The sequence below is a fragment of the Acidobacteriota bacterium genome (assembly GCA_033549365.1).
GTDB lineage: Bacteria > Acidobacteriota > Aminicenantia > Aminicenantales > Saccharicenantaceae > JAWSUF01.
Genome location: JAWSUF010000001.1, coordinates 286,444 through 306,602 on the forward strand (window position 1 = coordinate 286,444; position 20,159 = coordinate 306,602).

The 20,159-nt window shown below is 57.9% G+C and carries 21 protein-coding genes; 15 read left to right on the forward strand and 6 right to left on the reverse strand.

Annotation, left to right across the window (positions count from 1 at the left end):
• The 6 genes from SCM96_01160 to SCM96_01185 form a co-directional block, all read right to left on the reverse strand.
• Positions 1-2,355 carry an acetate--CoA ligase family protein gene (locus SCM96_01160; protein ID MDW7759231.1) on the reverse strand — a complete coding sequence of 785 codons (2,355 nt, stop codon included), beginning with the start codon at positions 2,353-2,355 and terminating at the stop codon, positions 1-3.
• 10 nt (positions 2,356-2,365) lie between these two features.
• Positions 2,366-2,944, reverse strand: a complete 579-nt coding sequence (locus tag SCM96_01165; GenBank protein MDW7759232.1) for an indolepyruvate oxidoreductase subunit beta — start codon at positions 2,942-2,944, stop codon at positions 2,366-2,368.
• A gap of 3 nt (positions 2,945-2,947) precedes the next feature.
• The gene (locus SCM96_01170; GenBank protein MDW7759233.1) at positions 2,948-4,537 is read right to left on the reverse strand and encodes a thiamine pyrophosphate-dependent enzyme; all 1,590 of its coding nucleotides are present in this window, start codon (positions 4,535-4,537) and stop codon (positions 2,948-2,950) included.
• 129 nt (positions 4,538-4,666) lie between these two features.
• Positions 4,667-6,214, reverse strand: coding sequence for a dynamin family protein (locus tag SCM96_01175; protein MDW7759234.1), 1,548 nt, complete (start codon positions 6,212-6,214; stop codon positions 4,667-4,669).
• Between the two features lie 227 nt (positions 6,215-6,441).
• On the reverse strand, positions 6,442-6,963 hold the full coding sequence (locus SCM96_01180; GenBank protein ID MDW7759235.1) for a methyltransferase domain-containing protein: 522 nt from the start codon (positions 6,961-6,963) through the stop codon (positions 6,442-6,444).
• 178 nt (positions 6,964-7,141) lie between these two features.
• A complete protein-coding gene (locus SCM96_01185) occupies positions 7,142-8,689 on the reverse strand; it encodes a WD40 repeat domain-containing protein (protein ID MDW7759236.1) in 1,548 nt (515 codons plus the stop codon).
• A 317-nt stretch (positions 8,690-9,006) separates the two neighbouring features.
• Between SCM96_01185 and SCM96_01190 the strand changes: the two genes are divergently transcribed.
• From SCM96_01190 to SCM96_01260, 15 genes are all read left to right on the forward strand, one after another.
• The gene (locus SCM96_01190) at positions 9,007-9,252 is read left to right on the forward strand and encodes a GlsB/YeaQ/YmgE family stress response membrane protein (GenBank protein MDW7759237.1); all 246 of its coding nucleotides are present in this window, start codon (positions 9,007-9,009) and stop codon (positions 9,250-9,252) included.
• A gap of 20 nt (positions 9,253-9,272) precedes the next feature.
• Positions 9,273-9,509: a hypothetical protein gene (locus SCM96_01195; GenBank protein MDW7759238.1), complete on the forward strand. Its 237-nt coding sequence runs from the start codon at positions 9,273-9,275 to the stop codon at positions 9,507-9,509.
• A gap of 161 nt (positions 9,510-9,670) precedes the next feature.
• Positions 9,671-9,823, forward strand: coding sequence for a lmo0937 family membrane protein (locus SCM96_01200; protein ID MDW7759239.1), 153 nt, complete (start codon positions 9,671-9,673; stop codon positions 9,821-9,823).
• A 1-nt stretch (position 9,824) separates the two neighbouring features.
• Positions 9,825-10,880, forward strand: coding sequence for a C39 family peptidase (locus SCM96_01205; GenBank protein MDW7759240.1), 1,056 nt, complete (start codon positions 9,825-9,827; stop codon positions 10,878-10,880).
• Positions 10,864-11,088: a hypothetical protein gene (locus tag SCM96_01210; GenBank protein MDW7759241.1), complete on the forward strand. Its 225-nt coding sequence runs from the start codon at positions 10,864-10,866 to the stop codon at positions 11,086-11,088. Before SCM96_01205 ends, SCM96_01210 begins: the two co-directional genes overlap by 17 nt.
• Positions 11,089-11,182: 94 nt before the next feature.
• Positions 11,183-11,395 (forward strand): DUF3185 domain-containing protein, encoded by a 213-nt coding sequence (locus SCM96_01215; GenBank protein MDW7759242.1) that lies wholly within the window; start codon positions 11,183-11,185, stop codon positions 11,393-11,395.
• Between the two features lie 117 nt (positions 11,396-11,512).
• Entirely contained in the window at positions 11,513-11,695 is a 183-nt protein-coding gene (locus SCM96_01220) for a hypothetical protein (GenBank protein MDW7759243.1), read from the forward strand.
• Positions 11,696-11,764: 69 nt separating this feature from the next.
• Entirely contained in the window at positions 11,765-13,174 is a 1,410-nt protein-coding gene (locus tag SCM96_01225) for a sigma-54 dependent transcriptional regulator (protein ID MDW7759244.1), read from the forward strand.
• Positions 13,175-13,410: 236 nt separating this feature from the next.
• Entirely contained in the window at positions 13,411-14,022 is a 612-nt protein-coding gene (locus tag SCM96_01230; GenBank protein ID MDW7759245.1) for a hypothetical protein, read from the forward strand.
• A gap of 42 nt (positions 14,023-14,064) precedes the next feature.
• A complete protein-coding gene (locus tag SCM96_01235; GenBank protein MDW7759246.1) occupies positions 14,065-14,487 on the forward strand; it encodes a hypothetical protein in 423 nt (140 codons plus the stop codon).
• Positions 14,480-15,934 (forward strand): M48 family metalloprotease, encoded by a 1,455-nt coding sequence (locus tag SCM96_01240; protein MDW7759247.1) that lies wholly within the window; start codon positions 14,480-14,482, stop codon positions 15,932-15,934. The genes SCM96_01235 and SCM96_01240 overlap by 8 nt, the downstream gene beginning before the upstream one ends.
• Positions 15,935-16,078: 144 nt before the next feature.
• Positions 16,079-16,537, forward strand: a complete 459-nt coding sequence (locus SCM96_01245) for an Rrf2 family transcriptional regulator (protein ID MDW7759248.1) — start codon at positions 16,079-16,081, stop codon at positions 16,535-16,537.
• A complete protein-coding gene (locus SCM96_01250) occupies positions 16,534-17,868 on the forward strand; it encodes a cytochrome c biogenesis protein ResB (GenBank protein MDW7759249.1) in 1,335 nt (444 codons plus the stop codon). The genes SCM96_01245 and SCM96_01250 overlap by 4 nt, the downstream gene beginning before the upstream one ends.
• Positions 17,865-18,683, forward strand: coding sequence for a c-type cytochrome biogenesis protein CcsB (gene ccsB, locus SCM96_01255; GenBank protein MDW7759250.1), 819 nt, complete (start codon positions 17,865-17,867; stop codon positions 18,681-18,683). The genes SCM96_01250 and ccsB overlap by 4 nt, the downstream gene beginning before the upstream one ends.
• 129 nt (positions 18,684-18,812) lie before the next feature.
• Complete coding sequence (locus tag SCM96_01260) at positions 18,813-20,156, forward strand: M24 family metallopeptidase (protein ID MDW7759251.1); 1,344 nt, start codon at positions 18,813-18,815, stop codon at positions 20,154-20,156.
• Positions 20,157-20,159: the final 3 nt, after the last annotated feature.

Genomic DNA, 20,159 nt, shown 5'->3' on the forward strand with positions numbered 1-20,159 from the left:
TCACCGCCCGCGGCCCCGCAATCCGGCGGCAACAAACCGCCTCAGAAATCTCAGAGCCTCATCCGAACGGCGGAAGACGGGAATCCCCGCCTCCTCCAGGATATCGGCAAAGGGGTCGTAGAGCGCGCCGGCGTCGATGTTGACGACGACGGGCTTGTCCGTCTTCCGGAAGACGGGAATGAACCGCTGGGCGAAACTCTCCGGATCGACAAGGCTTTCACGGTGGCCCTCCCCCGCGGCGAGCGTTCGCATGGCCGGCGTCATCGGTACGGGCGAGACGACGGCACAGTCCACGTTTTCGGCATCGAGAATTGCCTCGACGCAGTCGCAGAAAACGGCGTCGGCGGCGACGGGCGTGAGGTCGAGCGGGTTGTGGACGTCCTGAAGCTTGTCGATGCCAAGGGGGCGCATGGCTTCCATGATGCGTTCGGCCGTCCGGCCTTCGAAGTCGGCCGGGCGCAGGCGGCCGCCGTTTTCCAGACTGTCGGCCATGATGACGCATTCGAAGCCGGCGTTCGTGACCAGACCGACCCGATCGCCGCGGATTTTCTTACCTTCGAGATAGACAAGCCCCTTGACGAAGCTTTCGAATTCCAGAATGTCGCCGGCCACGATCGCTCCCGCCTGTTCGAGAATCCGGCGGCAGACATCGTATTCTCCGGCCACGGAAGCGGTGTGACTGGATGTGGCCGCCCGGCCCTCGGGGCTGCGTCCGGACTTGTAGACGACGACCGAGCGGCCTTGATCCGATAGGACGTCGCCGACCGCCCGGGCGAAGGCCAGGCCGTCGCCGGGCCGGAAACCCTCGATGTAAACCGCAAAGATCCGGGATTCGGGGTCGTCCTTGAGGTGGCGCAGGTAGTCCGAAACGGTCAAATCGAGTTGATTGCCGAAAGAAACGGCGTAGCGGGGCTCGAGCCGATGGAGGCGGCTCATCCGCGAGACCATGAACGCCCCGCTCTGGCTGAGATAAACGAGACCCGAGCGGCGGCCTTTCGGCCGGGGGAGCTTGTGTTCGGGAATGAAGGTCGTGTCGTAACGCCCCGGTTCGGATAAAACGCCCAGGCAGTTTCCTCCGTTGATGACGGGTGCGGGACGGCCTTCCGTTCGGGCCCTGGTGAGCAGGGCGCGGATATCCTCCTCGATGCTGGTTCCGCCTTCCTTCTCGCCCATCCCGCCGGCGATGACGATGACGGACCGGGCCCGTTCGTGAGCGACGAGGTCTTTCATAAGGCCGTGAACCTGGTCGGCGGCCAGAGTCAGGACGAAGAGATCGACGGTCTCCGGGAGGTCGGCCACCGTGGGAACGCAGCGACAGCCGTCGATCTCTTCGGAGCCCGGCTTGACGACGAATGTCCGGGATGCGGGAAAGCCGCCCTTGAGGATGTTCTTCAGGATAATGCGGCCGATATTCATTTTTTCGGAGACGCCGATGATGCCGATGGATTCGGGCCGGAGAAGACGGCCGACGCTCTCCAACGGCCGGGGCGATGAGGCATCGTTAGGGACACTCCGCCGGGAAAACCGGCAGAGAGCATCCAGGGGAACGAGACCGCCGTCGCGGATGACAAGCGGATTGATCTCGGCTTCCTCGATGATGAAATCCGCCGGTCCTTCCTCGGAAAAGCGGCGGACCAGAGCCAGAAATTTCCCGGCCGCGGCGGCCAGTGCGGCGGGAGAAATCAGGGGCTTTCGTCCGCGGAAGGGCGCGGCGATCTTGCCGAAAAAAGCCAGGGGGGCCAGAAGACCGGGAACATCGGCGGCTTTGGCGAGATGGACCGAGGCCAGGGCCGCGCCATGACCGTCCTTGAGGTGAGCGGCCATGTGCTCGACATCGAGGCCGCCGCCGCCGAAGGTGAGGACGGGGCCGAATTCGCGTGTGTTGCGGACGCCGAGAAGAAGTTCAGAGCCGAACCCCACGTCCGCGAAATCCACCATTTCACAGACGAGAACGCCGCGGATGGAGGCGGCGACATCGGCGGGGCTGAGGTGTCCGGCCGCGCCGGCGCCGTGAGATTTTCGAACCCAGGCCGAGTATTTACGCGGCACATCCCGGATCATCCGGGTCACGGCATCGTTCACGGCTCGAACCGAAGCCGAAACAAAGGCGACGCCTCCGGCGTCGGACTTGTGGAGGATAAAGGGCGAGACAACCTTGAGAACGACCCGGGACGATCCCAGGGCCTCCAGGTCGCGACGGGCGATCCGTTTGCCGGCCGGGAGAAAAATGTGGCGCGGAGTCTCGAGTCCGGCCGCCCGGAACAGGGCGTAGCTTTCGTGTTCGAAAAGCGTGTCGCGACCGTCCTTTTCGGCGGCTTGGAAAACGGCATCCAGGCTTGCTGCCGAACGTGTCATGTCCGCCTCCTCAATCCGCGCCGGCCGCCTTGCGGCCCAGGTCGAAAGCCTTGAGGTTGGCCTCGACAATGGCGTCTCCCCTCTTCTTGAACAGCGCGGCGATCCACTCCTTGAGGCTTTCCTCCGGAAGGACGAGAAAGGGAGACGCGGCGCCGAGCATGACCATGTTCTGAGCCCGGACCGTTCCGGCCTCCTTGGCGATCCGCTCGGAGTCGACGATGACGGACGAAGGGACCTTTCGGATTTCTTCCAGGATGCTCTCGAGATCCGGATAATCCGGGATGTTTTTGAAGGGTGCGGCGCTTGCGACGACAAGGCCCTGGGGCGACAGATGGTCAAGATAGCGCAGAGCCTCCAGCGGTTCGACGCTCAGAATCAAGTCGGCCGATCCCCGGGGGACTAGGTCGCTGAAGATCGGCCCGTCGGACAGGCGGAGGTGGCTCTGAACGGCGCCGCCCCGCTGGGCCATGCCGTGGACTTCGGACTGTTTGAAATTCAGGGCGACTTTGAGGGCGGCGTTGTCGATGACGAAGGCGATGGACAGAATGCCCTGGCCGCCGACTCCGCAAAGGATGATGTCTTGTTTCACGGCTCAGCTCCTTTTTCGGGCTTCGACGACGCATTCGCGGACGGCGACGATGACGGACAGCCCGTCATGTTCGATCTCTTCCCGGATGACCGCCGTGTTGGTTTCGAGAAATTTGGGCAGGGGCGTGATCGTCCGGATGCGCTCCCGGAGAACGCCGGCCCCCTCGATGATGCGGAGAAGGCTTTCTCCCGTTCCGAAGCTCGGCTGACCGCCGGTCATGGCCGTCGTCCCGTTGTCCAGGATGAACACCGTCATCCGGGTGTTCGCGGCGGCGGCCGTGACGAGAGGAGTGATTCCGGAGTGGGCGAAGGTCGAATCGCCGATCACGGCGACGGCCGGATGGAGTCCGGCATCCGCGGCACCCTTGGCCATGCCGATGCTGGCGCCCATGCAGACGCAGGTGTGGATGGCATTGTAGGGCGGCAGGGCGCCGAGCGTATAGCAGCCGATGTCGCTGAAGACTCCGGCCGGCGACACGCCCTCCAGGGCTTTGTTGAGGGCTTTAAAAGTATCGGCATGGGGACAGCCGGCGCAGAGCTGGGGCGGCCGCGCGGCTAGGGGAACGGACGGCGCCGGATGCGACGCGAGCGGCTCAAGCCCCAGAGCCGACCTCAGAATGTCGGGGGAAAGCTCTCCCGTCGCGGGTAGATCTCCGCTGAGTTTTCCCTTGACGGTTTTCCCGGGAACGCCGAAGAACCCGGAAAGAGACTCTTCGATCAGGGGATATCCGTCTTCGGCCACGAGAACGTTTTGAACATGGGCGAAGAGTTTCCGGATAAGTTTTTCAGGCGGCGGGAATGTTCCGATTTTGAGAAGAGAGGGTCGCCGGGGAGCGTCTCGAAGAGCTTCCCGGACATAGTTCCAGGCGATCCCGGAGGCGAGAACTCCGAGATCGGTTGACTCGGGGTTGAGTTCCAGCGTGTTGAAGGGCGAGGCGTCGGCGATTTCGACCATTTCAGCCTGGCGGTCGATCAGAAGGGCGAATCGGCGGCGGGCGTTTACCGGAAGAAGCGTCCAGTCCTTCGCTTCGCCGAGGCGGAGCGGATTTTGCGGGCGGGCCGTCCGGGTCTCGACCGGCGAGCGGCTGTGGCTCAACCGGGTCACGAGCCGGATCATGACGGGCAGGCCCAGACGCTCCGACAGGTCGAAGGCCTCCCGGGTCATATCATAGGCTTCCTGGTGGTCCGAGGGTTCATAACAGAAAATCCGGGCGAAGCGGGCATAAAACCGGCTGTCCTGTTCGTTCTGCGAACTGTGCATGCCGGGATCGTCCGCGCTCACGACGACGAGCCCTCCGTTCGCCCCTGTCATGGCCGAGTTCATAAAGGGGTCGGCGGCGACATTGAGGCCGACGTGCTTGAAGGAGACCATGGCTCTCTTTCCGGCGTAAGACGCGCCGAGAGCTTCTTCGAAGGCCACCTTTTCGTTGATGGACCAGGCGGCGACATAGGGCCGGGATTCAACGGGCGGACGCACGAGAAACTCCATGATTTCCGAGGCCGGAGTTCCGGGATAGGAATAGGCGGCCGAGAGGCCGGCATGGACGGCGCCGAGAGCGACGGCTTCATCCCCGAGAAGGACGTCTTTGGTCATGGGCAGGCTCCCTGTTATTGAAATTTCGGGAATCTCATGAGCGAAAGCGTAGGATACAATCCGGCGTGGACCGTGTCAACTTGCCCACCGGATTCAGGCCTGAATTCCGGCTTTCCGGATCGAACGTTTTCAACCGGAAGAGATGGATTCGATCAGCTTCATGATCCGCTCCGATTCCTCGACAAGAGATGCGAACAGGGCCGCCGTGTTGTTGAGGCCCGAAAGCGGTTCTTTCAGCCGATGTTCTGTTTCGATGAACAGCTTATCGAAGATTCGCGCAATCTCCTTGTCCAACCGATCGCGGAACTCATTTCGCGACCTCCTCAATTGCTGCGAAACTTCGCGAATCATGCTCGTCCGCTTCCATAACAATGTCACGGCAACAAGACCGGCTCCCGCCAGCGCCAGGATGCCGCCGGTAATGTCCAGAACCGCCAGATGTGTGGCCAAAGCAATGACCGCGCCGAGGGCGGCCAATCCCCCGCCGGCCAGCGTCAGTTTTCCGATATCCGACCCCTGAATTCCCTTGTCGCCGACGATGTCCGCGATACGAAGATCCCGGAGTTTCTGTTGCAAGAGCGAGAGAATTTCGTGCCGGTCGGGATCTTTCACGGAACCGTCTTTCATGACGAGGCTTTGACGGCGGGCAATGGTCTCCATCAGCGCAGTGAACATCGACGATATTTCATCGGCCATGTCCTTCGACACCCGCAATGATTCCGTGTCGATCTCCACTTTTGAAACGCTTTCAAATTGGGATTGAAGTTCCTTCAGCCATGTCTTGACATCCTTGTCTCTAAGGAAAGGGATCGCCCGGCGCAAAACGGTTCCAATGCGCAATCCATCAGCAAAGTCCTGTTCCAGCTTGGAGGAAAGCCGATCATAAGTCACACAGAGACTGTCCACCGCCAAGCGCCTGAGCGCGTCGGCCTTCTCGCGGCGAGCGTCCACCCCGTCCAGCAACTGCCCGTAAAACGCTCTGTCGTCCTCTATGGCCGCTTGGTCACGCCGAAGGCGCTCAAGCAGACGACCGACGATCTTTTCGGCCGTGTCTCGCGTGCCTTCCATTTTCATTCTCCAGGCATCCCCTGTCTCGACGGCATGGCCCAGGAACCGTCTGAACTCCGCGAAGCCGCTGTCCAACGCCCCCTCAAATTCCCGTTTCGCCGAAACGATAAAGACCGTTGGATTCTGGACGTTTCTCTCCCTCGCATACTGCCGCACGCGCTCCCGGTTGGTGGCGAGTTCAAGTGGTGTCGCAAGGTCGGCTTGCTGAAGAATGAAGACCACCTTGCGGTGCCATTCTTTACGAATCAGGGTCAGGAGTTCCCAAGCGGCGGCCGTATGGGGATTCTTCGCCGGAAACACAAACAGGACAAGGTCGCTTTGGGGCAAATAATTTTCTGTTATCGTTTGATAGTTGCGAATAATCGAATTGATTCCAGGCGTATCGACAATGGAGACATCCTTCAAAACGTCTTGAGGCAAGCCGATCCTTTCCCAATGATCTCCGAGGGGTGTCTTCGTCCGCTCTTCCCCATAAACCAATTCCTGAATGCCGGCCGTGCAGGGGTCGGGAGCGACTTCGCAGATTTCTTCACCGAGAAGCGCATTGATGAAACTGCTTTTCCCGGCCTTCACTTCGCCGACGATGACGAAAAGAGCGGCGGACTGCAAATGAGCCGCCCGCGCCCGGAGGATTTCTGTTGCCTCCCCATCTGAACACTTTTCCGTCAAGGCGATGCATCGCTGCAACAATTCACATATCAACTCATATTGGCCGGTCAGTTTTGGGCCCAGGACTCGATTCGCCAATGTCTTACTCCTCGATGATTCATCCGCCGATTCACATCCCAACGGCTTCTCTATCATACAACACCATTCCCTCCGGTGCGGAAATAAGATTAAAACCGCACGTGGTGGACCCAGGCAGGCGGAATGTTCGCAAATATGAAGTCCCGGCGGATTTCGTTGGTCGCGAACATTCGTTCAAGGAGAACGGAGATTTGCCACAGCCGGCGCCGCTCACAGCGGCCGCTGATCAAGGATTTGATGCGGCGAATCCCGACGTATTCAAAGAACGACAGGGTGCCCCCCGGCATAAGCAGGGAGCGAAATTCATCGAGGATGTCTTCGACACTCTCGACGGAAAAATTGTTCAGCGGCAGTCCGGAAACGATGACATCGTAGCGCCGCACTCGGTCAAGCCGCTCAACGGGAATCTGGAAAAGCGTTATCCTCCCCGCGGCCGGATGGAGAACGGCGTCGTGTTTCAAATCGTGAAGCAGGCTCTTGATGAAAACGGAGTTGATTTCAACCAGGTCGAGAAGGCCGGCGGTTGTCATGCTTGCCACGATCTGTCGCGTCACGGATCCGGTTCCCGGGCCCACTTCGAGCACCCTCAGGGCTCTGCCGTTATCGCTCACATAATGAGCCAGTGCCCTGCTGAGCCGCGTTCCGCTGGGCGCCAAAGCCCCGACATCATGAAAGTTGCGAAGATATTCCCTGAAAAAAACAGATTTACCGTTGGAAACTCCGAGCACGTTCAACCTTGCCGGGAAATTTTCATCCCGGCCTTCATTTGTGGCGTTTCGGACGGAGGAATCAATCGATCTTGATTTCCCAGATTCTGACCTGTCCGTCTTCTCCGGCCAGGACGATCAGATTTGCGCCGGGATGCCAGTCGACTCCGCGGAGCGCTCCTCCGGGATGGGGCAGCGTCATAAGCCGTTCCCCGCTGTCGATGTTCCATATCGCGCCTTGTCCGTCATACCCGGCGACGATATGTCGTCCGCTGGGATCAAAGGCGGCGTCAAAGGCCGTTCCGCCTCCGAATTCCCTCGCTTGCCCGCCGGACGTGTTCCAGATCCGGACCGTGCCGTCCCGGCCGCTGGTGACCAGGCGCTCCCCGTCTCGCGAAAAGCGAACGTTATAGACGGCCAGCCTGTGGCCGGAAAAAACGCGCACCTGTCGGCCGGAGTCCGCATCCAAAATCAGGACGTGGCCGTCGTTTCCGGCCGCCGCCAGCCAATTGTTGTTCGGGTGAAAGGCCAGTGAATTGACAGCGCCTGCGGGAAAATCGAAAGTTTTCAATTCGTTCCCGTCATGCGCATTCCAGATCTTTATTTTCCCGTCATTCGCTCCGGTCGCAACCTGGCTGCCTCCAGGACGGAAAGCCGCGGCCAGGACTTCTCGGGCATGCCCGGAGAGAGTGTGCAGCAGATTCCCTTCCGGGACATTCCAAATCCGGGCTGTCCTGTCTCCGCTGGCGGTGATCAGCTTCCGGCCGTCGGCGGAAAAAGCCGCGGCAAACGTATGCGCCGAATGACCGGCCATGGTCGCCGCCTCTTCACCCTCGGAGACGCGCCAGAGCTTGGCGGTCTGGTCGGCGGAAACCGTGGCGATGAAACGGCCGTCGGGGCTGAATGAGGCGCCGTAAATCCGACCTCCATGGGCCCGAAACGACTTCAGCAGCCGGGGTTCGGCCTGCCCAGGGGGGACGGGGATCTCCGGAGTTTCGAGGCCGGATGCGATCCGGGCCTCGGTCCATACCGCCCAGTCGGAGTCGGCACTGGCGCCGGCTTCCACCGTCAGAAGAATGTCGCCGGTTTTTCCGGCGTATGCGGAAAGATCGTATTCCGCTTCATCGATGCGTCCGTTATAACGGATATCGAGCGCGACGAGGTTCCGGGCGAGAACTTCCCCGTCTCGGCCCGGTATCCGAGCCCGGAGTTCGTCCTTGAGGATCCGTGTCCGGGTGCGCACCTCAGGCTGGGGATCGACCCAGACGACCGTCAACCTGGCCCCATCCGTCTTCTGAGCATCCCGGATGAATCCTCCGGCGATGATCAGCCTGGGATGGTCTTGAGGTACGGTGATGCTTCGGATCAGGCCTTGAACCCGTCCTTGGGGTTTCCATTGAGGATGGGTGGAAAGCACCCGGTCCCGGGAATGTCCGTCTTCGAGAACAACGTCGGTCCTGTACATGACACTGCCGGCCGCGGCTCCATCCTTCCCGAAAGTCAAGGCCGTTCCGTCTCCGTTGTGCCATATTGCGTCTTTGGCCTTATCGATGAGATCGATGTTTTGAGCAGCGAGAGACACCGCCAGTAAAAGGACTGAAATGACAATAAAAAATCGCTTTGCGCTCATAGGGAAATACCTCCTTCTTATAAATTCTGTCCTGTGCCCACCCACACTTTAAGCATTATTCGTGCCAGATTCATTCCGCATTCTCTGAATTGCGGAAATTCAGGCCGGACAGGCATTTCATCGCCCCCGGCCGGCCAAACGGCTTTTTTTATTCTCTTGAGGAATTGTCGCCTTAGCCGGGACAATTCCTGTTAAACAGGACATAGCCAACGGCTTTGTTTAAGGAAAGCCGCCATAAAACTGTTGTGGATGATGTTGGCATGAAAACCGCATAAAACCCAATTGTATGTACGGCTTCCCAGACTGAAGGAGGAAACATGGATATTCTCTGGACGATTATCATCGGTTTTGTGGTTGGCGTCATCGCCAAGTTTCTCATGCCGGGGAGAGATCCGGGAGGTATTATCATTACGATTCTTCTCGGTATCGCCGGATCTTTTGTTGCGACCTACATCGGGCAGCATTTCGGCTGGTATCGACCGGGCCAGCCGGCCGGCTTCATCGGTGCGATTCTCGGCGCCATCCTGATCCTCATCGTTTACCGATTGATCAGCCGAAGGTAAAGGACGAAGGAAGAAATAGAATGAAAAAACCTGTAAAAGTCGCAAGTATTTTATTGATGGTTGTGCTGTTCTCCTTCTATGCCGCTGCTTTTCAAAAACCGGCGGACCAACAGACGGGAGCGGCGGCCCAGTTGGAGATCGACGGGCCCGACGTCATCACGGCTTCCGATGCCGGGGGAGGCGCTCTCACATCTAGAGATCTCCTCATCATCGTGGCTCTCGGGGTCGGACTCGTCGTATTTCTTGTTCTCATATAGTTCTCTTTATTAGGAAATGTCCTGTTTTTCCGTCCGGTTTCTTCATGCGGACAAAGGCTTTGAAGCCCGGGTCACCCGGAATTCACGTTGAGACCCCGGAAAAGATCTTGGCATAAAAAATGCAGTAAGCATGAAGAGTAAATAAAAAAAAGGAGGTTCGCATGCTTTGGACAATCCTGGTTATTCTGTTTGCTTTGTGGCTTCTGGGTTTTCTCACGGCCAACACGTTCGGCGGCCTGATCCATGTTCTTCTGGTCATCGCCGTCATTGTCCTACTCGTCCAACTGCTGCAGGGACGAAGGAAAATCTTTTAGAGTGGAAAACGCCGACATGATGCCGCCCGCGGGCCGGACTTCAAGACGGGTGGGGGTGTTCCTCGCATGGCTGGCGATGTTGGCCCCCTGTCTCCATTCCTCCCAGATTCTCAAATACATGAAAATCCGGCCTGAAAGAGGACATTTGATCCGGACGGTGCCTTTCGAAAAATGGCTGGAGAGGAATTATTGCGGCCCGGCCGCCTTGGCGATGGTTCTCAATTTCTGGGATGAAACGCAATCCTTCAGCCAGCGCATGATCGCGGATGCGATCTATGATTCCGAAAACCAGGCGACTTACAATTCCGAGCTGGTCCTTTATCCGCGAACCCAGGGGTTCAAGAGTTTCTCTTTTCAGGGAGACCTCCAAATCCTGAAAGGCCTGGTCGGGAAAGGCATTCCGGTGATCGTTCTGACGAAAACCATCAAACAGGTCGCCAAGGGACATTACCGTGTGGTCATCGGGTACGATGAGGACGAGAACCAGATCATCTTTCACGATCCCTATTTCGGAGACCGGGCTTACATGACGAACAAGGATTTCATGACCGTTTGGGAGATGGGGCCGGGGCGGAATCAGTCCCGGTGGATGATGGCCGTGGTCCCCGGAGACAGCCCTTTCCCTTTTGACGCTCTGAAAAGCGACCCCCTGACATCCATCAATCTGGCCACGGCTTTTTACCGGAGATCGGATTTCCCGAAATCGAGGGAGCAGTGGGAAAACGTCAGGGAAATCCTCCGTCAAGATCCCTTTCCCCTGTACAGTCTAGCCATGGTCAGTCTGAGGGAAGGCAAGAACGAGGAGGCCGAGACCTTGGCCCTGAAAGCCCTCGACCTGGACGCAAACAGCGCCTACGCTCACGATGTCCTGGGCCTGGCTTACGCACGGCAAGGGAAAATCGTCCCGGCTTTCCAATCCCTCGGCCGGGCTCTTCAGCTCGCCCCCGGCGAGGAATTTATCCGAAAACATTATCTGCAAGTCCGGGCTCTCTACATCGAACAGGCCCGGCTTAAAACAATTCAGGAAAAGGAGAATTCGAATGACAAGACATGCTAAGGTCTTGGGGGTTCTGTTGATGATCGCGCTGGTTTCTTCCACCGCCGTCGCTTTTCAACAGCCGGCGGGCGCGGCGGCCCAGCTGGACCTCGACGGTCAAGACGTGATCACGGCTTCCGATGCCGGAGGAGGCGCACTCTCCTCGAGAGATCTCCTCATCATCGTCGCCATCGGGGTCGCGATCCTGGTTATCGTTTTGGTCCTTTAATTCAATCGGGCCCGGCAACCAGTCTCATGTCATGAGGGCGTCCTCTCATTGGAGAGGACGCCCAAACCTATTTGAATCGAGGAGGTTGGATTTCATGAAGCTTGCAGGCATTGTTCTCATCATTCTCGGAGTCTTGGCTCTGGTCTATCAGGGGATCCAATATACAACCCAGGAAAAACTGATCGATCTCGGGCCCCTTCAAGTCACGGCGACGGAGAAGAAGACCATTCCGCTGCCTCCGATCCTGGGCGGAGTTGCGGTCGTCGCGGGGATCGCCCTGGTCCTTGCCGACCGAAAGAAACGCTAGGAAGAAACATCCCGTCGGGGAGGATCTCCATGCCGAAGGCGGACCAAGGAGGTTCTTCCGGCCATCATCCTAAAAGCCCAACTGGACTGCCAAAAAAAGTTCTACTCCTTGAAGCAGATGGCCCGGAAAATCGCCTCGGGTCAGTGGCTCAGCGTCGGCGTCGCCCATTACGCCCGGAAGCTCAATCGGATGTGGGCGAAACGGAACCGGACATTCCTCAGGGTCACCGCTTTATTGAATCCCGCGCCGGGCGCCAGGATCTCCGTGGATTACAGAGAAGACGTCTCCCTCGAGTCCTGACAAACGGGACTTGACAAATCATCAAGATTTTTGTATCTCAATATTAAGTTAAGATTCGGTGGAAATTCTATGGCTGATATTCTGATCGTCGATGACGACAAGGTCATTCGCGACTGGGTAGCGGAGGTCGTCACTCGGTTGGGGCATCGCCCCGTCTCAACACCAAGTCTCCGGGAGGGCCTCAGGAAAATCCAATTCGCGCCGTTCGACATCGTTTTTCTGGACGTCGAGATGCCCGATGGAAACGGCCTGGACATCATGTCCGAGATCAAGGCGTCCCGGTATTCCCCGGAAATCATCGTGCTCACCGGGATGGGCGATCCCGACGAGGCCGAACACGCCATCAAAAACGGCGCCTGGGATTATTTGGAAAAACCGGCTTCGTTCGACACCCTCAAGCTTCCCATTCTCCGGTCTCTGGAATATCGAACGGAAAGACGCCCGGGAAAACCGTCCAATCATTTGAAAAGAAACGGCATCATCGGAGATTCGCAGGAGATCGCGTCCTGTCTGGAAATTCTGGCCCAGGCCGCCGACAGCGATGTCAATGTGCTTATCACCGGCGAAACAGGATCAGGGAAAGAGCTTTACGCCAAGGCGATTCATACCAACAGTTCCAGGGCCGAAAAAAATTTTGTGGTCGTCGACTGCACGGCGCTTCCTGAGACTCTTGTGGAAAGCGTTCTTTTTGGGCATGCTCGGGGCGCGTTCACGGGCGCTGAGCGAAGCGAGGAGGGGTTGGTCAAGCAAGCGGATGGAGGCACTCTCTTTTTGGATGAGATCGGGGAACTGCCGTTTTTAATTCAAAAGCGATTCCTCCGCGTGATTCAAGAGCACCGTTTCCGTCCCGTCGGAGGCCGCCGGGAAATCGAGAGCGATTTCAGGCTTGTGGCGGCGACAAACCGGGATCTGGAAACCATGGTCCTGGAAGGGCGGTTCCGGGAAGATCTCCTTTTTAGACTTCGGACTCTTTGCATTGAATTGCCCCCTTTAAGAAGACTTCCCGAAGACCTCCCAAAAATAACGCTCTTCTATATCGACCAGTTGTGCGAGCGGTTCGGCATAGAGCCGAAAGTCGCCTCTCCTGAATTCTGGAATGTCATTGTCTCCTATCCCTGGCCCGGTAATGTGCGGGAACTGATTCAAGCCCTGGAAAAAGCCCTGATTGCGGCAAAAGACGAACCGATGATGTACCCCAAACACCTGCCGACATATATTCGGATTTATTTGGCCCGGAAATCATTCCCGAAGCACCCGACAAACCCGGGGAAACCGGAAAAACGTTCGGACGTTCGAGTCGCGCCGCCCGAATTGAAAGAGATTCGGAAAACGGCCGTTTCCGAAGCCGAAAAACGGTATCTCAAAGACCTGATCTCTTATACGGGCGGGGACATCAAGAAAGCCGTCCGGATTTCCGGCCTGTCTCGTTCCAGATTCTACACGCTATTAAAAAAAACCCGGACGGATGTTGAGCCCTAGCCTGATCCGTTCACTCTTTATCAAATTCATCTGATCGTTCGTGCTCATTTACAGGAATAAGTGCTGTTAAAGAGAACACGTCTCCGCTGAATCCCGGGGAAATCGGCCGGCAATATTGTCCCTTCCCCTTAATAAACGAATCTCGCGGTTTTCCGGGATTTGGCATGTTTCTTGATTAATAGAGAGTGCACATAGAAAATTAAGTATCTTTGTAGCGTTTTGGAAAGAGGTGAAACATGTTTAAAACGATCGGTGCCATTCTCGGAGCAACGGCGTTTCTCGCCGTCGCCGCGACCGCGGTCTCAGCACAGGGCGTGGTGATGAACTCGGCCGAGACCATCAACAAGGGCAATATCAAGCTGGCCCTCTTCCCGGTCGTTCTTTTCGGCAAGAACGGCAGCGACTCCTCATGGGGCGTGGCCGGACGGGCCGGCTACGGAATCGCACAGCGCCTCGACATCGAGGCTAAAGCCGCGATCTTCGACGGTCTCAAGTATTTCGGAGCCGAAATTGAATATTGGCTCCTCCAAGGGAAAACCGTTAACGTCTCGGCGGCGTTGGGCGGACATATCACGGACTTGAAGTGGGGAGCGGACAGTTCCGGCCTCGATACCACGCTTCTTGTCAGCACCGTGCCCCGGAGAAATCTGGAGATCTACGGGGGCCTTAAGCTCGCCTTCGATTCATTCAAGAACTCGGATCACAGCGCGACCCTTGCGCATCTCGTGCCGGGACTCGAGTACCGCATCAGTAAAGACCTCGATGTCCTGGCCGAAGTTGGAATTGCGCTCAACGACAACGCCCGCAGCTATGCCAGTGTGGGGTTGGCGTTTTATATTTCGCATTGACGTCTCTGCCATTTCCAATGGGGGGGTGTCCGGAGTATGACGATGACTTTATTTTATTATTCGAGAGAACGTGATCACAATGCCAAGAGGCTTGAAGCGGCCATTCATTCCGTGATCCCGGAAGGAAAAATTGAACCCTTTGAAAAACTGGAGGACTTAAGGGAGAGACTTCGGAGGCCGGTCGAATCGGATTCCATCGCGGTTCTCTCGGCTTTGAACCATGAAGAGCTTCGGCAACTGCAACCGCTCCGCAAGCTGCTTCCGGAGATTTATGTCGTTCTTGTCATCCCGGATCGAAAAGAGAGCACGGTCGATCTCGCTCATCTCATGTTGCCTCGATTCCTGAGCCAACGTCATGAGGATTTCACACACCTCGGCGAAGTTTTAAAAAAAATGTATAAAAAATCCCTTTCTCCTCCCAATTATTTTAATGAAAGATTTTCTCAGGAGTCGTCAAATGACTAGACAGATCGTTTCAAAAACCGTCGCCAAAGTCATCACCGCCGTCCTTATGGTTTGGGCGGTTTCCTGCGCCATGAATCCGGTCACCCATAAAAGGGAATTCATGCTCCTGTCCTCGGCCGACGAACTTGAGATGGGCCGCCAGACGGATCCGCATATTTTACAAACCTTCGGCGAATACAAGAATCCCCAGCTGGATCGTTACGTCACCGCGCTCGGAAAAAAATTGGGCGCTTTGAGCCACCAGCCGGACCTGGATTATTCCGTCAAGGTGCTGGACAGCCCGGTCGTCAACGCTTTTGCCGTGCCCGGCGGGTATGTGTACTTGACCCGGGGGATCCTGGCCTACATCAACGACGAAGCCGAACTGGCCGGCGTCGTGGCCCATGAAATCGGCCACATCGCCTCGCGACACAGTGCCCAACAGTACAGCCGGGCCCAGCTCGCCCAGTTGGGATTGGGTCTGGGGAGCATGCTTTCGGAAAGCTTTCGCAAATACGCCGGCCTGGCCCAAGCGGGGGTCGGCATGCTGTTTTTAAGCTTCAGCAGGGATATGGAACGCCAGGCGGACGCCCTGGGAGTCGAGTATTCCTCCAGGGCCGGATACGACGCCGATCATATGGCGAATTTGTTTGTTGCGCTGGAGCGGCTCAATCCGGGCGAGGCTCAAAGCGGACTTCCCGGCTGGTTCTCCACTCACCCCAACCCGCCCGATCGAATCGCCGCCATCAAACGAGACACACAGGCGTGGCGGGCTGAAAATCCGGAATACCGGTTTGCCGTGAATCGCAATGTCTATTTAAAGCATCTCGACGGAATGATCTTCGGCGAAGATCCGCGCCAGGGTTATGTCGAGAACGATATTTTTTATCACCCTCAACTCCGATTCCGGTTTCCGGTCCCCGCAGGCTGGAAGGTCAACAACACGGCCTCTCAGGTGCAGATGATCAATCCGGAACAAAACGCGGCCATTCTCTTCTCCCTGGCTCCGGAAAAAACGCCTTCCGCGGCCGCCGATGCCTTCCTCAAGGAAAGCCAATCCGCCGTTATCAAACGGGAACGGACCCGAGTCAACGGAATGGAGGCTCAGCGTATCGTCTCCGACGTCACGACGGAGCAAGGGATTCTGCGCGTTGTGTCGTATTTCATCCAGAAAGACAAGACCGTGTATGTCTTTCTCGGATATACGGCCCAGGCGCGGTTCGACGGAGTTTTCCCCGTTTTCGACCGGACCATGAGTCAATTTCAAAACTTGACGGAATCCCAAAAAATCAATGTCAAACCCGAACGACTGGCCCTGAGAAGAACGACAGCCCAGGGGAGCTTGCGTCAAGCTTTCCAAAAATTCGGCCTGCCGGAGGCCAAGTGGGAGGCCCTGGCGATTCTCAACGGTATGGAGCTGGACGATGCCGTTCCTCCCAATACCACACTCAAGGTTGTCGTGAAGTAGGTTTTCGGCAAAGACCACCGGGCGTTTCATAACGCCGCAATAACACATTATTCCTATAAAATCATGTTGATATCGGCGGGTTTTTAGGCTATCTTATTTGAGGGATAAGATTATCCCCTTACGTTTGTCATCGAGGAGTCGCTCATGATCCGATTGTCAACCAAGGGCCGTTACGGAACGCGCCTGATGCTCAATCTGGCCCGTCGCTTCGGCAACAACGGATCGACCGTTATCCTGAGGGACATTTCCGACGAGGAAGGCATTTCCATCCGCTATCTGGAACAGATCATCATCCCCCTGAAGATCAACAAGCTCGTCAAAAGCGTCCGGGGAGCCGGAGGAGGCTATACCCTGGCCCGCGATCCCGCCCTCGTCAAGATGAGTGAGATTCTCCTCGCCCTCGAAGGAACCTGCTGTCTCGTCGAATGCGTCGAGGATCCGGACTACTGCGAAGAAATTCCCTACTGTCCGGCGCATGAGGTCTGGAAAGAAGCCACAACGCTTCTTAAGGAATACTTCGAAAGCATTTCCCTCAAAGACCTCATGGCCATCGAGGATCGCAAGCTCAAAGGAGGCCGCGGCGAAATCCGGAAGCGGACGTGAGCTTTTTCGGTTCTCTTCGCCTGGCCCTCATTCTGATCATCCTCATCGCCCTGGCCGCGGCGCTGGGAACATTCATCCCCCAAAATCCTCCGCCGGGAGCGATTGAGGGCAAATTCGGCGGTTTGGCTCCCCTTCTCTTCCGTCTCCAATTCACAAATCTCTACAGCTCTCCGTGGTTTCTGGGCCTTCTGCTTCTCTTCGCTTTGAATCTTCTGGCCTGCAGCCTGCCGCGGTCCGTGACCGCGTTTCGCCGTGTTTTTCGCCCCCAGGAAGGACTGGATGCCCGCGGAATTTCCGCATGCCGGATTCGCGACGGGTTTAACTCGAAGATCCCGTTTGAAAGCGCCCGGACACATATCCGCCGCAGACTCGCCGACGCAGGTTGGCGGGTCCACGAAAAAACCGGAGACACCGAATCCATCCTCCGGGCCGGGAAGAAAACCGCCGGGCGCCTCGGATCGAGCCTCGTTCATCTCGGTCTTCTGGTCATTCTGGCCGGAGGGCTGGCGACGGGCCTCGGCGGATTCCGGGAAAGGATCATTCTTTCCATCGGAGAGACGGCGGCCGTCACGGGACGGGACATGGAGATTCGTCTCGACGACTTCACAACGGACTATCACCCGGAAGGCGGGGTCAAGTCCTGGAAGAGCCTGGTTACCGTACTCGAAAACGGCGCGGAGGCGGCGTCCACCGTGATCCGGGTCAACCATCCCCTGACATGGCGGGGCCTGTCGTTCTATCTGGAGAGCACAGGATGGGACTGGCACAAGGCCGAGCTCGATATTCGGGTCGGGCGACCGGACCGTCCGGAGCCGGAGCGCTTCATCCTCAGCGAAGGCCTCTCGGCCGCCCTCGAGGACGGGACGGAAATCCGAATCCGGCATGTCGTCCCCGACTTTTTTATCACCGAAGACAACGAAATCGGGACGCGGACCTTCGAGCCCCGCAATCCGGCCGTTCTCGTCGAGGGGCAAACGCCCGGGGAAGATTTTTTCCAGGCCTGGCTGTTTTCCCGCCATCCCGAATTCAACCGCATCCGCGGACCGGAAGATCTGGATGTCGTCCTCGAGTTCCGGGACGTTTCCGTCGGCCCCTATGCCGTTCTGGGTGCATCACGGGATCCGGGAGTTCCCTTGATCTGGTCGGGCTGCGGAATCATCATGGCCGGTCTTCTTCTTGTGTTTTATTATCGACCGCGGGACATCCTGATTCACATCATCCGTAGGGACGGAGGATCCGAAATCCGGGCCGGTGGATCGGCAGCCAAGGGCCGAGAGCAATTTGCCGGGGAATTTTCGGATCTGATGACCGCATTGAGGAGAGAACCATGAGCGAGACGGCCTTTTTCACAATCGCATTCGTCGCCTATGCCCTGGCGGTCGCGGCCTATTTCGTCTTTCTTTTTTCGGGCCGGGACAAGGCGGCTCGGTTGGGTTTTCTTTTGGCGGCGGCCGGCTGGGCGGCCCATACGGGGGCCATCATCGCCCGGACCGTCACGGCCGGGCGCGCCCCGCTGGCCAACATGTACGAATCCGTGTCCTTCCTGGCCTGGGCTTCGGCGGTTGCCTTTCTGGGGATGGAGCTCAAATTCAAAATAAGGAAAGCCGGCCCGTTCGTCCTTCTCATCGTCCTCGGACTCATGGCTCTGGCCTCATCGCCGCTGATGCCCGGAGAGATCTCGCCCCTCGTCCCCGCGCTCCAAAGCTACTGGCTCTGGCTCCATGTTTCCGTGACACTGATCGGCGAGGCGTTTTTCGCGGTGGCGTTCATCACGGCGATCCTCTATCTCATCTCTGAACGGAAAGCCCGGACGTCGGGCGACTCCGGCGCGGCCAAGGCCGCAGATCTTTATGACCGGGTCACGTATCGGGCCGTCGCAGCCGGGTTTCCCTTGTTTACGCTGGGCGCCCTGGTTTTCGGCATGATCTGGGCGGAGAGGACCTGGGGGCGGTACTGGAGCTGGGATCCCAAGGAAACCTGGTCCTTCATCACCTGGATGGTTTACGCGCTTTATCTCCATACGCGGATTGTCATGGGCTGGAAGGGAAGGCGGTCGGCCGTCGTGGCAATCCTCGGATTTCTGGCCGCCCTTTTCACCTACTTCGGCGTCAACTACTTGTTGAGCGGTCTTCACAGCTACAACTGAGGCGGGAAGACGGCGCCGTTGACATCGAGGCGGCGATATCTTGACCCGGTTCTTTCCAAATTGGCATTTTTTTCCTAAGATAGAATTATGGAACCGCGGGTGTCGGATTTCCGAATGAGGAGTTGTGACATGTTCAAACGTTATTTCCCGGCCGTTGCGCTTATCGCGGTCATTCTCCTGGGCACGGGTTCCCCTGTTGTTTTCTCGAATCAGCCGGCCGCGGTCCGGGATATCGACAACATCCTGCCCCACAGGGAACGGGCCCGGATCGAAAACGCCTGGCTCGAATGGCGCCTGGATAACATCGTTCCCGCCTTGATGCGACGAGAAAACATCGACATGTGGATCGTCATGAACCGCGAATACAACGAGGACCCGGTTTACCTGACCATGGTTCCTCAACCGGCCATGGCCTCCGCAGGGATGTCGGCCCTCATTTTCCACGACAGGGGCGAAGCCGACGGCATTGTGCGCTTTTCCTGCGGGCCCCGGGCGGCCGGCGCCCACTACCCCAATATCTGGACGGACAGGAGTCTCGGGCAGTTCGAACGACTGGCCGAATTCATCCGTGAAGCCGATCCGCAGCGAATCGGCGTCGGAATCTCGCGCGTCTGGGCTTACGGCGACGGTCTGTCCGTCAGCATCCGGGACAGACTTGTCGAGGCCCTGGGCCCGGAACTCTCCGGGCGGCTGGTCTCCGCGGAACACTTGGCCGTCGGTTGGCTGGAGACGCGGAGCCCGATGGAAATTTCCGCCTATCGCTATGTGGCCGGAATCGCCCACGATTTGATCCGCGAGTTCTTTTCCAACCGCGTCATCGTGCCTGAAGTGACGACAACCGACGACGTTGTCTGGTGGATCCGCGACCGGATCGCCGGGCTCGGTCTTGAAGCCTGGTTCCAGCCGACCGTGTCGCTCCAACGCCGTCAGGACACCGCAAGAGACAATGTCATCCGGCGGGGCGATCTTCTGCACTGCGATGTCGGCATCGTCTATCTCGGCCTGTGCACGGATATGCAGTGGCAGGCCTATGTCCTCCGCCCTGAAGAGACCGATGTCCCGGCCGGGCTCAAGGACGCCTTGCGCCGGGCCAATCGTGTCGCCGACATTTTGATGGCCGAGTTCGTCGAGGGGCGGACGGGCCGCGAGATTGTCGAGGCGGCCATGGCCAAGGCTGAAGCCGAAAACCTGCGGCCGCTTATCTACACCCATCCGATCGGCTTCCACGGCCACGGCGCCGGATGTTTCATCGACGCCCGGCCCGAGGATCGGATCGACGAAAACAACAAAGACCGGAAGTATTATCCCCTTTACCCGGATACCGCCTACGCCATCGAATTCAGCAGCACGACAAGCGTTCCGGAATGGGGCGGTCAGGATGTCCGTATCGGTTTCGAGGAGACGGCGATTTTCACCGGGGGTGTCTGCCGGTTCGTCGACGGCCGCCAGACCGAGTTTCTGATCATTCATTGAGTC

Coding starts and splice junctions, on each gene's coding strand:
- SCM96_01160 (MDW7759231.1), bottom strand. CDS start 2,355: ATGACACGTTCGGCAGCAAGCCTGGATGCCGTTTTCCAAGCCGCCGAA.
- SCM96_01170 (MDW7759233.1), bottom strand. CDS start 4,537: ATGACCAAAGACGTCCTTCTCGGGGATGAAGCCGTCGCTCTCGGCGCC.
- SCM96_01185 (MDW7759236.1), bottom strand. CDS start 8,689: ATGAGCGCAAAGCGATTTTTTATTGTCATTTCAGTCCTTTTACTGGCG.
- SCM96_01190 (MDW7759237.1), top strand. CDS start 9,007: ATGGATATTCTCTGGACGATTATCATCGGTTTTGTGGTTGGCGTCATC.
- SCM96_01195 (MDW7759238.1), top strand. CDS start 9,273: ATGAAAAAACCTGTAAAAGTCGCAAGTATTTTATTGATGGTTGTGCTG.
- SCM96_01200 (MDW7759239.1), top strand. CDS start 9,671: ATGCTTTGGACAATCCTGGTTATTCTGTTTGCTTTGTGGCTTCTGGGT.
- SCM96_01210 (MDW7759241.1), top strand. CDS start 10,864: ATGACAAGACATGCTAAGGTCTTGGGGGTTCTGTTGATGATCGCGCTG.
- SCM96_01215 (MDW7759242.1), top strand. CDS start 11,183: ATGAAGCTTGCAGGCATTGTTCTCATCATTCTCGGAGTCTTGGCTCTG.
- SCM96_01220 (MDW7759243.1), top strand. CDS start 11,513: ATGGCCCGGAAAATCGCCTCGGGTCAGTGGCTCAGCGTCGGCGTCGCC.
- SCM96_01225 (MDW7759244.1), top strand. CDS start 11,765: ATGGCTGATATTCTGATCGTCGATGACGACAAGGTCATTCGCGACTGG.
- SCM96_01230 (MDW7759245.1), top strand. CDS start 13,411: ATGTTTAAAACGATCGGTGCCATTCTCGGAGCAACGGCGTTTCTCGCC.
- SCM96_01235 (MDW7759246.1), top strand. CDS start 14,065: ATGACTTTATTTTATTATTCGAGAGAACGTGATCACAATGCCAAGAGG.
- SCM96_01240 (MDW7759247.1), top strand. CDS start 14,480: ATGACTAGACAGATCGTTTCAAAAACCGTCGCCAAAGTCATCACCGCC.
- SCM96_01245 (MDW7759248.1), top strand. CDS start 16,079: ATGATCCGATTGTCAACCAAGGGCCGTTACGGAACGCGCCTGATGCTC.
- ccsB (MDW7759250.1), top strand. CDS start 17,865: ATGAGCGAGACGGCCTTTTTCACAATCGCATTCGTCGCCTATGCCCTG.
- SCM96_01260 (MDW7759251.1), top strand. CDS start 18,813: ATGTTCAAACGTTATTTCCCGGCCGTTGCGCTTATCGCGGTCATTCTC.